The following is a 14,171-nucleotide window of genomic DNA, read 5'->3' as shown; positions in this document are numbered from 1 at the left end:
TAACCCTGATTATTTGTTTTTTTACTCGAACGAAAACTTAGCCTTTAACCTAAGCTTTGATAACCGCGCACAAACAGGCGTACAGAACGTTGTAAATAATGGTTAATTTCCTGCTCCGATAACGACTCTTCAATATTAAATTCTAATCGCGTCCATTGTTCACCTTTAATCATAGCCAAGAGCTGAATTGCTGCTTCACGGCAGTCTTCGATATCTAGCTCGCCACGACGATGGTACTCGGCTAAGCAGTTCGCTAATTTATCGATAACAAACAGCGGACCGGCTTCAAAAAACAACCGAGATAAATGCGGATGGGCAACACACTCTGCTGCGCAGGTCCGATGTACAGCCATGGAGTCAGCTGATGTGATCATGGAAAAAAAGCCTTGGGCGAATAAGGTTAAGGTTGATTCAACAGGCCCTAGATTCTCGGGTAATAATTCGCTTACGCCTAATAATTCGCATTTATAACTGATGGCGGTAATAAATAGCTCATCTTTATTACCGAAGTGGCTATAGACAGTTTGTTTCGATACACCGGCTAGTTTAGCAATGTGATCCATGCTGGTCGCTGCATAACCATGCTGGGTAAACTGCAATGTTGCCGCGTCAAGTATTTGATTTCGCTTTAATTCACTCTTTGTTCTTGGTTTGCTCATCTATTCATACCGTTAATAATTGAAGATACACTGCTGCAATAAAATGTTTCTTATATGTTAATTAATATTAAATGGACTGTACGGTCTAGTTTGATTCTGCTATCGTTGTGCCTAGACTATTGAGTCTAGTTTATAAAAAGCCGAAACAAAAGGGTTACGTTGAATAGAACGTAAAAAAGGGATAATGATTATGTTTAGAAAGAGTTACTTCTCAGTGTCGCATATAAAAGCAGCACAATGGATAAGTATATTGCTAATTATGCTTACACTACAAGCGTGTAGTGAGGTTGTTGCTGATGAAACGCAGGTCGCGTCACAGTATTTACAGGCGAGCAGTGAGCATTTAACTCAACAAGACAGTTATCAGGTTGAAAATAAGTTTGTTGGTAAGGTTATTGCCAAACAAGATGCTAACTTAGGTTTCGAATTTGCGGGAATTATTAAAACCTTGCATGTGATTGAAGGCCAGCAAGTTAAAAAGGGTCAATTGCTAGCAGAGCTTAACACTCAGTTACTATTAATAGAGCGCAATCAACTTGAAGCGCAATTGCAGCAAGCTGAAGCCGAATTTGATTTGATCGAAGCCAATTTAAAGCGCTTAAGTTCGCTAAGTAAACGTGGTTTTACATCGGAACAGAACATTGATGAATTGACGTCGAAAAAACGTGTTATTACTGCCAATATCCGCAGTACCTTATCGTCACTGGAAGCAAGTCAATATCGTATTGATAAATCGAAGTTATTAGCCCCGTTTGATGGCATTGTCAGCAGTCGCCAAATTGCGCAAGGTGAAGTGATTGCTGCTGGCGCCACAGCATTCCGATTGCTACAAACAGGTGCTTCTGAAGTTACTATTGGTGTACCTGCAAGCTTTATCCGTCAACTGAAAGGTAAGGATCATCAGGTGGAGATCGCAGGTGTTAATTATCCGGTACGCTTACTGAGCATGGGCAATGAAGTGGACACCGTGACGCGAACTATTAGCCTGCGTTTTGCATTAGCAGATAATAGCGCAGTTTATAACGGTCAATTGGCTTACCTTGCTCTGTCTCAAGAATATCAGCAAGTGGGTTATTGGATCCCATTAAGTGCTATTACTGATGGTGTACGTGGAATGTGGAACATCTACACCTTAGATCAAGATCTAGTACAACGAGATCTTAAAAATACGACAGTAGATAATCCTGCGTTATTCCAATTAAAAAGCACCACAGTGACAATATTACATGCCACTGAAACCGCGGCTTATGTGCAAGGTGACTTGAAGAGTAATCAGGCATATGTAAATACCGGTATTCATCGCTTCGTGCCAGGGCAAAAAGTCACGGTAAGTCATCAGCAAGCGTTTGCTAATCAAGCCGTAGATAAAAATGGCTTGGAGAATCAATTATGATCAAGGCGTTTACGGAAAATAACCGCCTGATGGCACTGCTGATTATTTTACTGATCGTGGCAGGTCTCGGTTCATTAGCAACACTACCACGCACGGAGGATCCTCGGATCACCAATCGAAATGCGAGTGTGTTGACCATGTTACCTGGCGCTAGCGCTGAACGTGTCGAAGCTTTAGTGACGGAGAAAATAGAGCAGAAACTACGTAAACTCGCTGATATTAAACGTATTACGTCTACCTCTCGAGCTGGTATTTCAATTGTACAGTTAGAGTTACATGACAATAACTATGATCCTGTGCCTGTTTGGTCACGAGTGCGAGATCTGCTGAACGATGTCACAGGTGAGCTGCCTCCATCGGCGGTAGCACCACGATTAGAAGATGATCGTGGTTATGCTTATACGCAATTAATTGCGGTAAAATGGCAAGGTGATAGCGCTGTTGATTTAACTACCTTAGGACGTTACGGTAAAGAATTACAGAATCAATTAAAGGTAATTTCCGGCACCGATATTGTCAGTTTGTTTGGTCGTGGCGAAGAACAAATATTGGTGGAAATAGATAAACATTTAGCGGCGAATCTGTCGTTGTCGACACAAGCTATTTCCAATATTATTTTAGCGGCAGATGCTAAAATATCTGCTGGTAATATCATTAATGATTACAATCAAATGCAGATTGAAGTCGCTGGATCGTTTGATTCTGTCGATCGGATCCGCCAGATCCCATTACTCAATGACAGTAAAGGGGGAGTGGTACGACTCGGTGATATTGCTCAGATCAGTAAAAAACTACAGTGGCCAGCGCAAGAAATTGCCCTTGTTGATGGTCAATATGCGGTGGTGGTATCGACGCGCATGTTACCTGATTTGCGAATTGATAAGTGGAGTGCGGAAGTTGATAAGGTCGTGGCTGGATTTAAGCAACAACTGCCAGCTTCATTAACCACCGAAGTGTTGTTTGATCAATCCCAATATACAGAGGATCGTTTGCAAGATTTGGTTGATAACATTTTGATTGGTTTCTCCATTATTGCTGTGGTGCTGTTAGTGACTCTAGGTTGGCGCGCCGCATTAATTGTCACCTTGTCATTACCGTTAACCGTATTGTTTACCCTGACCGTGATGAACTATTACGGTTTACCTATTCATCAAATGTCGGTAACGGGTTTAGTGGTGGCACTGGGCATTATGGTGGATAACGCCATTGTTATGGCGGATACTATCCAAAAACGTCGTCAGCAAGGCTTAAGTGCGAGCGTTGCAGTACAAGGCGCAATTAAACATTTATGGTTACCGCTATTAGGCTCGACATTAACTACGATATTGGCCTTTATGCCGATAGTGATGATGCCTGGTCCATCGGGTGAGTTCGTCAGTGGTATTGCGTTAAGCGTGATCTTTGCGTTAATCGGTTCGTACTTGGTTTCACATACCATTGTTGCTGGTTTATCAGGGCAGTTCTTGACGGGTAATGCTGAAGGTGAATCAGCAAAGCCTACGACTTGGTATAATAACGGCATTGAATTAGCGGGGTTAGCTAAGGCTTTCCGCCAATCCTTGGTATTGGTATTAGCCAGGCCGAAACTCAGTATTGGTTTGGTGTTCATCTTACCGCTGAGTGGTTTTATACTGGCGAAACATTTAGATGAACAGTTCTTTCCGGCATCAGATCGAGACATGTTTCATATCGAACTATTCATGCCAGTGCAAACCAGTATTATTGCCACTGAGGCCATGACCAAAACCATTAGTGATTTGTTAGCCCAGCAGCAAGGGATCAGCAAAGTACGTTGGTTTATTGGTAACAATGCCCCGTCGTTTTATTATAACTTGATGCCGAATAAAGATGGTGCCCAGTATTATGCCCAAGCTATGGTCACTGGTGATAGCTTCCAACGTGTTAATGAGCTGATCCCGGCATTGCAAATACTGTTGGATGATGCGATCCCAGAAGCACAGATATTAGTGCGTAAGTTAGAACAAGGGCCTCCGTTTAGAGCGCCGATCGAATTACGACTTTTTGGTCCTAACTTAGATACCTTAAAAAGTTTGGGTGATGAAGCGAGACGGATATTAATTGGCACCGAAAACGTCATCCATACACGCGCTACGATTCAACCAGGATTACCAAAAATATGGCTTAAAATTAATGAAGATGTAAGCCAGTTAGCCGGTTTAACGCTGACGGATGTCGCGACACAATTACAATCGACACTGCATGGCACAGTGAATGGTTCGATTATCGAGGGCACTGAATCAATCCCTGTTCGTGTACGGATTGCCAATGATGAGCGCAGTAGCTTATCTGACTTAGCGAATATCAGCCTGAGTTCGCCGCAATCACAAGCAAGCATTCCGCTGGTGGCATTAACGGAGTTAGCATTAATGCCAAGCCGTGGCGCAATCCCACACCGAGATGGCGTGCGGGTTAATACGGTTGAAGGGTATTTAGTGTCCGGGATATTACCGTCAACTGTGCTGAGTGATTTTTCTGCGCGTTTAGCGAGTGAAAATTTTGTCTTACCGCCGGGTTATCGTATGGAGTTTGGTGGTGAATCTGCTAAACGTAATGATGCTGTGGGGAATTTGTTAGCCAGTGTCGGTGTGATCATGATGTTGCTGATTATTATCGTTGTGCTGTCATTTAACTCATTCCGTTTGGGTGGCGTCATAGTCTTATCTGCTATCCAGTCGGTGGGTTTAGGGCTACTGAGTGTATATGTGTTTAATTACCCGTTTGGCTTTACCGTGATTATTGGTTTACTCGGGCTAATGGGGCTAGCAATTAATGCCGCGATTGTGATTCTGGCGGAATTAAAATCAGATCCTAAAGCAGTGGCGGGCGATACGGACGCGATCATTAATGCTATCACCAGTTGTACTCGGCATATTACCTCGACGACGATCACGACTGTGGGTGGTTTCTTACCGCTTATCTTAGCGGGTGGTGGTTTCTGGCCGCCATTTGCGATAGCTATCGCCGGTGGTACGGTACTAACGACGTTATTATCGTTTTACTTTGTACCGGCAATCTTCGTATTAATGAGTCGTAAGAAACCCTTTGAAGTGACAGCGGTCGCAGCATAGTCATAAGATTGTTTAAGGCATAAAAAATCCCCGTTACTTATCATGGTCAGTAACGGGGATTTTTATATTAAAATGGTTTGTTTAGGCTGTTAACTTAGCTGTTTATTTAAACTGCTTTAGAGAAACGTTGCGCTGTATATTTTGGATTCATTAAGTTTTCAATCGAGAATATTTCATCTAATTCAGCTTCAGACAATAAGCCTCTCGCTAGAACAACTTCACGTACGCTCTTACCTGTTTCAGCACAGATACGACCGATTGTATCGCCTTCATGATGACCAATGAAAGGGTTTAAGTAAGTGATGATACCAATTGAATTTAACACGAAGTCTAGGCATACCTTGCGATTAGCCGTAATACCTTTCACACATTTATCCTCTAGTGTGAAGCAGGCATTTTCTAATAACGACAATGATTCAAATAGGCATTGTCCAATCACAGGTTCCATGACGTTTAACTGTAATTGACCGGCTTCAGCAGCCATGGTGATCGTTAAGTCGTTACCACATACTTTAAATGCCACTTGATTAACCACTTCAGGAATAACTGGGTTTACTTTAGCTGGCATGATTGATGAGCCTGCTTGCATTTCTGGTAAATTGATTTCGTTTAAGCCAGTACGGGGGCCTGAAGAAAGTAGGCGTAAATCGTTACAAATCTTCGATAGTTTTACCGCTAAACGTTTTAATCCGCTCGACAACATCACATAAGCGCCGCAGTCAGAAGTTGCTTCAACTAAATCTTCTGCAGGTACAAATGCATGGCCGGTAATTTCAGCTAGTTTTTCAATTGCTAGTTCAGAATAGCCCACTGGCGAGTTTAAACCAGTCCCGATTGCTGTTGCACCTAAGTTGATTTCAAGCAGTAATTCTTGGCAACGTTTGATGCTTTTGATTTCTTCTTTTAAGGTAATACCAAACGCACGGAATTCTTGACCTAATGTCATCGGTACTGCGTCTTGTAATTGCGTACGACCCATTTTTAATACGTCGTTGAACTCTTCGGATTTCACTAAGAAGGTTTCGCTTAATGAAGTTAACGCCGTTAATACAGCGTTTGAACGTTCGAATAAGGCAACACGGAAGCCTGTTGGGTAGGCATCGTTAGTACTTTGACTTTTATTTACATGATCGTTGGGATTGATGTGGGCATAAGCGCCTTTGCTGTGTCCCATTTGCTCTAAAGCGATATTAGCAATCACTTCATTGGTATTCATGTTTACTGATGTACCGGCACCACCTTGAAACGCATCAATCGGGAATTGATTATAGAAATGGTCCGTTGCCAGTAGCGTGTCACAGGCTTTTACGATCGCGTCACTGATGTCTTCAGGAATAGTTCCTAAAATACCATTGGCTAATGCTGCTGCTTTTTTCGTTTTTACCATACCGCGTACAAATTCGGGACAGTCACCAATCTTCTCATTACTGATGCAGAAGTTTTCCATTGCGCGTAATGTATGAATACCGTAGTACGCTTGCGCAGGTATTTTTTTAACACCTAGTAAGTCAGTTTCTAGGCGGGTTTCTTGAGAAAAATCGGTTGCTAATACAGTCATTAGTACACTCTGCTATTTTATCTAAACGTAGGGGGATAATTCAAAATTTATGAGCGGATAATACGTGGTATTTAAAGGATAAAACGGGCGTAGATCACCTTTGCAAAGAAAGTTTTAAAAATACTAAATTTATTTTTATTTGCCCTCAGATACAGCAAGCTTGATGGATTATTAGTGCATATTCGAGCTGTAAATTTGGCATTTAGGATGGGATCCATTAACGCAGGGGAATTGATGAATATGTATGCTGCTAAGCTGAATCGAGTGATTTGTTTAATTGCTCCCTTAATTCATTGTCTCGTTGCTTGCTTAATTCATCGCGTAATTCTAGCTGTAATTTTTGGGCATAATATAAAGCTACTAAACCGACTAAAACATTGGCGCTGGCAATACCAACGAAGATGCCTTTCTCACCATAGTAAAAACCGCCAATACTCGACAGGCTAATGATTAACAGTGAACGTAATACACTGAGGCTCAATGCTGAAATAGGGCGATTAAAGCCATTTAGACTCGATGCTATCGCCATCATAATACCTTGCATCGCAAAGGATGCTGGAATGATATAGAGGTATAAAGATAAGTGAGTGATCACTGCGCTGTCATCACTAAATAAAGTGGCAATATACGGTGCTGTTAGCGCAATCAGTAGATAAATGCTCAGTTGTGAGATTAACGAATAACGGATCGCTAATCTGATTGCTGTTAAACAACGTTGTGGCTTATTGGCTGATGAATTTTGGGCGATGAAAGGTGCTAGCATTGAACTCACCGCAATCATACCAATTAATAAAATAGCCTCTAAACGCGTACCTGCACCGTAAGCGGCGACTGCTGTTGTGCTAAACGCTGCCAATTGCCACATGACAAAGGCATTGTTAACAGGGCTAAGCATATTCGTTATCGAGGCTGGCATACCAATCGCGGCAATTTTACGCCAATTCTTAAGCATGTTAGCAAGGTTCGGTTTCGTTAATAGCAGCAACTGCTCACGATAACGTAATAGGTATATTGCCACCGCAAAGGTAATTAACCACGACAGACCTGACGCAATCGCTGCGCCTTTCACGCCTAGCTCAGGAAATGGACCGAGTCCAAAAATTAATAATGGGTCGAGTAGGCCATTCATAAAGCCAGCTGTGATCATCACGCGACTGGGGGTTTTGGTATCACCCGTCGCACGAATAGCGGCATTACCCACCATCGGAATGACAAGAAAGGGGATCGCGACATACCAGTAGAACATATAGTCTTGGATATAGACCATCAAGGTATCACTCGCACCCAGTAACCTGAATAGTGGCTGAATAGTACTAATGCCTAATACTGCAACGATAAGCACTGTAGTAAGTGCTAACAATAATCCGTCAGACGTTAAGCGCGCAGCATCTTGGTGCTGGCCTTGACCTAATAAACGCGCTAAGCAGGCAGATAAACCAGTACCTAATCCCATTGCTAACGCAGAGACAAAAAAAGTGACTGGGAAAGTAAAGCTGATCGCGGCTAACGCCTGCGTACCCAGCAAGCTGACAAAGTAAGTATCCACTAAGCTAAAACCAAGCACGGCTAATAAACCGTAACCCATAGGCACAGCCATTTTTGTCATTACCTGAGAAACGGGCGCTGAGAGCAGACCGTGTTTATCTTTCAATTCGATTACCTAACATTGCGTGTTGTGCTTTTAAAGAGGATAAAAACATGTCACATAAATGTGGATGTTTTTATCGGGCTATTTTACCTTTTTCTTCGTCAACCAACAGCCTTGTATTGTAGTTTTACCTGACATTTACACTTCTGTTTATAGAGACAAGTCTAAAACTCGTTAGAAACCTGCTTACAAGGCGTGATTTTCTTAACTATTTTTAGTTTTTCCCTTGAGTTGGAAAGCAGTTGCCCCGATATATTACTCCATAGTCATGGTATCGGTAAATAATCGACCATTGATATTCGTAACATGTATTCTTTAGGAGATCTTCAAATGACAATTCGTCCACTACACGATCGTGTGATCGTTCGTCGCCAAGAGCAAGAAACTAAATCAGCAGGCGGTATCGTACTTACTGGTGCATCAGCGTCATTATCTACTCGCGGTGAAGTTATTGCTGTTGGTAACGGTCGCTTAATTGATAGCGGTGAAGTACGTCCTTTAGCAGTTAGCGTTGGCGATACAGTTATTTTTAGTGAAGGTTATGGCGTTAAAGCTGAAAAGATTGATGGCAAAGAAGTTTTAATCATGAGCGAAGCCGATATTTTAGCTGTAGTTGAATAAATCTTAGTATTTATAACTTATAGAGCTAACCCCATACATTAATCTATTTATGACTTAATAAATTAATAGCTTAATAGATCGATATTGATAGATTTTAAAAGGATTATTTAAGATGGCTAAAGACGTAAAATTCGGCTTAGATGCACGTGATAAAATGCTTAACGGCGTAAACATCCTAGCGAATGCAGTAAAAGTAACATTAGGTCCTAAAGGCCGTAACGTTGTTATCGATAAAAGCTTCGGCGCACCACTAATCACTAAAGATGGTGTAACGGTAGCAAAAGAAATCGAACTAGCAGACAAATTCGAAAACATGGGCGCACAAATGCTCAAAGAAGTTGCTTCTCAAGCAAATGAAGCGGCTGGTGACGGCACAACAACTGCAACAGTACTTGCACAAGCGATTGTGAACGAAGGTCTGAAAGCGGTTGCTGCGGGCATGAACCCAATGGATCTGAAACGCGGTATTGACCAAGCAGTTAAAGCTGCAGTTGCAGAACTTAAAAACTTATCTGTACCTTGTTCAGATACCAAAGCGGTTGAGCAAGTAGGTACTATTTCTGCAAACTCAGATTCAAGCGTTGGTAAAATCATTGCACAAGCAATGGAACGTGTTGGTAAAGAAGGTGTTATTACGGTTGAAGATGGCCAAGCACTAGAAGACGAACTAGACGTTGTTGAAGGAATGCAGTTTGACCGTGGTTACTTATCTCCTTACTTCGTAACAAACCAAGAAACAGGTAGCGTTGAATTAGAATCACCATTTATCTTATTAGTAGATAAAAAAGTGTCTAACATCCGTGAACTATTGCCTGTACTTGAAGGCGTAGCGAAAGCATCTAAACCATTACTAATAATTGCTGAAGACCTTGAAGGTGAAGCACTGGCTACATTAGTAGTGAACAACATGCGCGGTATCGTTAAAGTTGCTGCTGTTAAAGCACCTGGTTTCGGTGACCGTCGTAAAGCGATGTTACAAGATATCGCGGTACTAACTGCAGGTACTGTTATCTCTGAAGAGATTGGCATGGAGCTAGAAAAAGCAACGGTTGCTGAACTAGGCCAAGCTAAACGTATCATCATTACTAAAGATGAAACGACTATCATTGACGGTATCGGTGAAGAAACGACTATCGAAAGCCGTGTAACGCAGATCCGTAAGCAAATCGAAGATTCATCTTCTGATTACGATAAAGAAAAACTACAAGAACGTGTAGCTAAACTTTCTGGTGGTGTTGCGGTAATTAAAGTTGGCGCAGCAACTGAAATCGAAATGAAAGAGAAAAAAGCTCGCGTTGACGATGCACTACACGCGACGCGTGCAGCTGTTGAAGAAGGCGTTGTTGCTGGTGGTGGTGTTGCACTTGTTCGTGCTGCTGCTGCAATCCAAGGTCTTGAAGGTGCAAACCAAGATCAAACAGTGGGTATTAAAGTTGCACTAAAAGCAATGGAAGCACCACTTCGTCAAATCGTGCAAAATGCCGGTGATGAAGCATCTGTAGTTGCAAACAACGTACGTGCAGGCGAAGGTAGCTACGGTTACAACGCAGGTACTGGCGAATACGGCGACATGATTGCGATGGGTATTCTTGACCCAACTAAAGTAACGCGTTCAGCACTACAATTTGCAGCATCGGTTGCTGGTCTTATGATCACAACTGAAGCAATGATTGCAGACGCACCAGTTGAAGGCGGCGCACCAGCTATGCCTGATATGGGCGGCATGGGTGGAATGGGCGGCATGATGTAAGCCAACCTGCCGACTTCTGACACTTTAAAATCAATGAGTTATAAAGTTAGGTAGACAGCAATGTAGACAGTGAGGGATGCCTAGTTGAAGACAACGGCATCCCTTTTTTAGTTACAAACCCAGCCTTTTTCCTGTAATACGAGACCTGACAAGCATTCAGCTTCTTGAATCTCGTCAAATAGAAAGTTATCTGATTCTGTTAACTTGTCTATGTATGGAACGCTACAAGGGTCATTCCAATCAATAAATCCGTATGTATGTAACTCCTCACCTGACTCGCTATGAAAATACGCATCTAACATCAGCTCATCTCTCGCTTTTGCGGCTTTTTGTGCGGTATCAAATTTACCAACTTTGCGACCATCACCATCAAATGCTTTATACCAGCCCCATTTAGTCTGGTGGATGCCGCTGAACCCCTTTAGTAGTGGTGTTTTCTTAGCTAAGTTGTTTTGACGTTTTGTACATCGGCGTAAATTTACACGTGTATTATTGAGTGGGTTAGCATCTACATGGTCAACTTCCTGCTCATCGTCAGGATTCATTAGTATACGGTGTAGGTAAGCACCTGTTGTATTGCTGCGGACAACATACTTACCATCTTTACGTATTTTGGCGTAAAAACTGTGCTCTAACAGAACATCGATATCAGACAAACTTATAGTTGTGGTTAGGTTTTTTCCTAAACCAATTTTAGCAACGGTATGCCCATCAATGTCGATGATTGTGATGTTTTTCTTATGGCGTCCGTAGCCATTTTTTAGTCTAGTCATTTTAAATCCTTTTAAAACATGATGTAACATTCTTAATCTAAAGTGTCACAAGAAAGTTGCATGTTAATACGTTACTAAACAATGGTTTAAGTTGATTTGTAACATTGCTACATTGCAACAGTTGATTGTTAATACCCACATATATATAGAAATATGGGAAGGCAGAGTGGGGTAAATCGTAATGAAGTGGTGAAACCTGTAGTCATGCCAAGGCTTTTTCGATGATGACAGTTGGACAACTCATGATTTATTCACTCATAAATACCTTAAATATTTAAGGGTGTAGAGTGGGGTAAGCATAATAAAATGGCTTTGCGTTCAACTATATCAAGCGATTAATTGGTGTTGCCAATGGACAACCATTTATCTGTTCAAGCTATTTCAAACCTGTTTGTCTAAGTACCTTACCAACGGTATTGCGATGGCATCCAACGCGCTCGGCGATTGCAGCGTGGGAGAGGTTCTCATCTCTCAAGGTAATTATTTTTTCACGCTTAGTGCGAGTAACTCTATTAGTCAACATATTAGCTCCAAAGTTCAGTTTATATACCTGTATTTTACGCTGGTGGCACAGTAATGAACTGCAAAGCACACCATGTAATACCTGATTCAACATATATCGAGCTGATTGTTATAAGTAAATTAAGATAAACAAACGGATAAATAAAATGACAATCAATAAAAAACTAATTCTTACATTACTTATTACTGTTCTATCACTTATTTTGGAACTCACTGAGCAAGAGGAGGTGTAGCGATGGCTAATATCGGTTATGCACGCGTAAGCACTGCAGGACAGAGCCTAGAAGCGCAGTTAAGCGCCTTGCAGTGCTGTGACAAGGTCTTTAAAGAAAAAGAGTCTGGTGCTAAGGCTGAGCGTCCCCAGCTAGCCACGATGCTTGATTACGCTCGTGAGGGGGACACTATTACGGTAACTAAGCTCTGTCGGCTTGCTCGAAACACAAAACATTTACTCGACATTGTTGAGTACCTCGACAGCAAAGGTGTCTCGCTAACAGTGTTAAACCTTGGCATTGATACTCAATCCCCTACAGGTAGGCTAATGCTAACCATGATAGGTGCTGTTGCTAGCTTTGAGCGTGAATTACTACTTGAACGTCAAGCTGAAGGAATTGAGATTGCTAAGGCTAAAGGCAAGTATAAGGGGCGGAAGGCTACAGCAATGGCTAAAGCGGATGATGTGAGGACATTACTTAGAAGGTCTGTATCTAAGCGATTGATAGCAGAGCAGGTAGGGGTCAGTCTATCAAGTGTATATCGGATGTCGAAGATGATTTTATAAGTATTTATGGGCTAGATTAACTCATATTAGAGGTATAAATTATTATCTAATATAAGAATGAAATTAAGACTAGAAATATGAGATAACTATAGCGGCTTACAATGCTGTAAAGTATTGAATTATGGTTGATTATAATATTGTTTTGATCGTATAGATCCTGTAGCATTTAAAGCTTAATCCACAATAAAAGGAAGTGTTTATGCCATGTACTTGTTGTAACGGCCGACTAAACAGCGGTATGATAAAAAAAGTAGACTCAACTACAGGGGCAATATATAAATCTTGCCCCCACTGTACCCATGCAAATGGTTCTGAGCATGTGTTTCATCGATATCCATCTGCATATGGTAATACGCCAGCGCGTGTTACTGCTAGTAATCCAGATGGCCATCAAAGTTATTGCAAAAACTGCAGAACGTTACCAAAAGGTGCGCCTTCAAATAGCTATAATCAAGGTGCTTTGTGCAGTAATCTATAATGTGATTACCTTATCAGCATTTGCTCACGTAAATGCTGGTTCCAATTTATGATTGCAACTTAAATACCGAAAGCGAGTATGATTACTTGCTAATAATATGGCTTATACCATTTGGTATATCTGAAAAGCGGTTACCTTTATCCCATATCATCCACATATACTCGCAGCTATCTGAACCACCATTCACGAACCTAGGTCTAGGGACTATGACAGGGGTTTTATTTGGAAACCCAATTTCAGCCCAGAAATCAACTCTACATTTAGAACCTAGAAAGTTAACTCGTTGTAGATACGCCAATGTGCCATCAGGGGCTAATTCAGATAATGATTTTTTTATAAACTCAACGGTAAGGCTAAAAGGTGGATTTGTGATAATCACATCTTGTTGACTGAATTTTGTGCTTAAGTAATCAACTCCCTCATGTATTTCAGCCCAAAACTTTTGCTCTTCAGGTAAATTTACTCGGTCAAATATATTTTTAGTTCCTCGACAAGGTTCCAGAAATTTATCATTTGGTTTTAATGTTAGCTTACTTAATAAAGCTTCAACTGCATTCACTGGAGTCGGGTAATCATCTCTAGCAATTTTATTGCCATTAGTACTGCTCACAAAAACTGCCCTCTAATTAATGTGCCTGTTGGGTTGAACCTATGTTAAATGATGGTTCACCTGAGTTAGGCTTTAAATTTTGCACGATTATACTTGAGTAAACTTTGGTAATCACAAAATATAACGGATATTGTACGATTTTTTAAGCCTTGTGCCATGATGGTGGTGCAGCTAGAAATATTGGTACTAGGCTATACCCGTGTGACAAACGAAAAACCCAGCCCAAAGAGTGTCTTTAGGCTGGGTTTTGTCATTTTGGTAAGTTTTTTTCAGCAGGTAGACCCTATTG

11 protein-coding genes are annotated in these 14,171 nt (G+C 41.5%); 5 read left to right on the top strand and 6 right to left on the bottom strand.

What is annotated here, in order from left to right; genetic code table 11:
• Window positions 1-44: 44 nt before the first annotated feature.
• Window positions 45-659, bottom strand: coding sequence for a TetR/AcrR family transcriptional regulator (locus JFU56_RS13800; RefSeq protein WP_198437872.1), 615 nt, complete (start codon window positions 657-659; stop codon window positions 45-47).
• 190 nt (window positions 660-849) lie between these two features.
• On the opposite strand from JFU56_RS13800, the gene JFU56_RS13795 reads away from it, so the two are divergent.
• Both JFU56_RS13795 and JFU56_RS13790 read left to right on the top strand, forming a co-directional pair.
• Entirely contained in the window at window positions 850-2,052 is a 1,203-nt protein-coding gene (locus tag JFU56_RS13795; protein WP_198437871.1) for an efflux RND transporter periplasmic adaptor subunit, read from the top strand.
• Window positions 2,049-5,141 (top strand): efflux RND transporter permease subunit, encoded by a 3,093-nt coding sequence (locus JFU56_RS13790; RefSeq protein ID WP_198437870.1) that lies wholly within the window; start codon window positions 2,049-2,051, stop codon window positions 5,139-5,141. The genes JFU56_RS13795 and JFU56_RS13790 overlap by 4 nt, the downstream gene beginning before the upstream one ends.
• Window positions 5,142-5,247: 106 nt before the next feature.
• On the opposite strand, the gene aspA is transcribed toward JFU56_RS13790, so the two are convergent.
• Together aspA and JFU56_RS13780 are read right to left on the bottom strand one after the other, a co-directional pair.
• The gene (gene aspA / locus JFU56_RS13785) at window positions 5,248-6,699 is read right to left on the bottom strand and encodes an aspartate ammonia-lyase (protein ID WP_198437869.1); all 1,452 of its coding nucleotides are present in this window, start codon (window positions 6,697-6,699) and stop codon (window positions 5,248-5,250) included.
• Between the two features lie 250 nt (window positions 6,700-6,949).
• Entirely contained in the window at window positions 6,950-8,350 is a 1,401-nt protein-coding gene (locus JFU56_RS13780; protein WP_242065958.1) for an MATE family efflux transporter, read from the bottom strand.
• Window positions 8,351-8,677: 327 nt separating this feature from the next.
• Between JFU56_RS13780 and JFU56_RS13775 the strand changes: the two genes are divergently transcribed.
• The gene (locus JFU56_RS13775; protein WP_198437868.1) at window positions 8,678-8,968 is read left to right on the top strand and encodes a co-chaperone GroES; all 291 of its coding nucleotides are present in this window, start codon (window positions 8,678-8,680) and stop codon (window positions 8,966-8,968) included.
• Window positions 8,969-9,080: 112 nt separating this feature from the next.
• Window positions 9,081-10,718, top strand: a complete 1,638-nt coding sequence (groL, locus tag JFU56_RS13770) for a chaperonin GroEL (RefSeq protein WP_198437867.1) — start codon at window positions 9,081-9,083, stop codon at window positions 10,716-10,718.
• A gap of 107 nt (window positions 10,719-10,825) precedes the next feature.
• Here the strand turns inward: groL and JFU56_RS13765 are convergent, their stop codons facing one another.
• The gene (locus JFU56_RS13765) at window positions 10,826-11,491 is read right to left on the bottom strand and encodes an HNH endonuclease (protein ID WP_198437866.1); all 666 of its coding nucleotides are present in this window, start codon (window positions 11,489-11,491) and stop codon (window positions 10,826-10,828) included.
• A 376-nt stretch (window positions 11,492-11,867) separates the two neighbouring features.
• Window positions 11,868-12,014: a helix-turn-helix domain-containing protein gene (locus JFU56_RS13760; RefSeq protein ID WP_198437865.1), complete on the bottom strand. Its 147-nt coding sequence runs from the start codon at window positions 12,012-12,014 to the stop codon at window positions 11,868-11,870.
• Window positions 12,015-12,248: 234 nt separating this feature from the next.
• Here JFU56_RS13760 and JFU56_RS13755 point away from each other — a divergent pair, with 234 nt between their 5' ends.
• Window positions 12,249-12,794 carry a recombinase family protein gene (locus JFU56_RS13755; protein ID WP_198437864.1) on the top strand — a complete coding sequence of 182 codons (546 nt, stop codon included), beginning with the start codon at window positions 12,249-12,251 and terminating at the stop codon, window positions 12,792-12,794.
• Window positions 12,795-13,354: 560 nt separating this feature from the next.
• Here JFU56_RS13755 and JFU56_RS13750 read toward each other — a convergent pair.
• Entirely contained in the window at window positions 13,355-13,882 is a 528-nt protein-coding gene (locus JFU56_RS13750) for a DNA methyltransferase (RefSeq protein ID WP_198437863.1), read from the bottom strand.
• Between the last annotated feature and the right edge of the window lie 289 nt (window positions 13,883-14,171).

The sequence above is a fragment of the Moritella sp. F3 genome (assembly GCF_015082335.1).
In the GTDB taxonomy this organism is placed as follows: Bacteria; Pseudomonadota; Gammaproteobacteria; order Enterobacterales; family Moritellaceae; genus Moritella.
This window is presented reverse-complemented; position numbering and strand designations above follow the sequence as displayed.

Bases quoted from the DNA above. Each gene is read 5' to 3' on its own strand.
- JFU56_RS13800 (WP_198437872.1), bottom strand. From the start codon at position 659: ATGAGCAAACCAAGAACAAAGAGTGAATTAAAGCGAAATCAAATACTT.
- JFU56_RS13795 (WP_198437871.1), top strand. From the start codon at position 850: ATGTTTAGAAAGAGTTACTTCTCAGTGTCGCATATAAAAGCAGCACAA.
- JFU56_RS13790 (WP_198437870.1), top strand. From the start codon at position 2,049: ATGATCAAGGCGTTTACGGAAAATAACCGCCTGATGGCACTGCTGATT.
- aspA (WP_198437869.1), bottom strand. From the start codon at position 6,699: ATGACTGTATTAGCAACCGATTTTTCTCAAGAAACCCGCCTAGAAACT.
- JFU56_RS13775 (WP_198437868.1), top strand. From the start codon at position 8,678: ATGACAATTCGTCCACTACACGATCGTGTGATCGTTCGTCGCCAAGAG.
- groL (WP_198437867.1), top strand. From the start codon at position 9,081: ATGGCTAAAGACGTAAAATTCGGCTTAGATGCACGTGATAAAATGCTT.
- JFU56_RS13765 (WP_198437866.1), bottom strand. From the start codon at position 11,491: ATGACTAGACTAAAAAATGGCTACGGACGCCATAAGAAAAACATCACA.
- JFU56_RS13760 (WP_198437865.1), bottom strand. From the start codon at position 12,014: ATGTTGACTAATAGAGTTACTCGCACTAAGCGTGAAAAAATAATTACC.
- JFU56_RS13755 (WP_198437864.1), top strand. From the start codon at position 12,249: ATGGCTAATATCGGTTATGCACGCGTAAGCACTGCAGGACAGAGCCTA.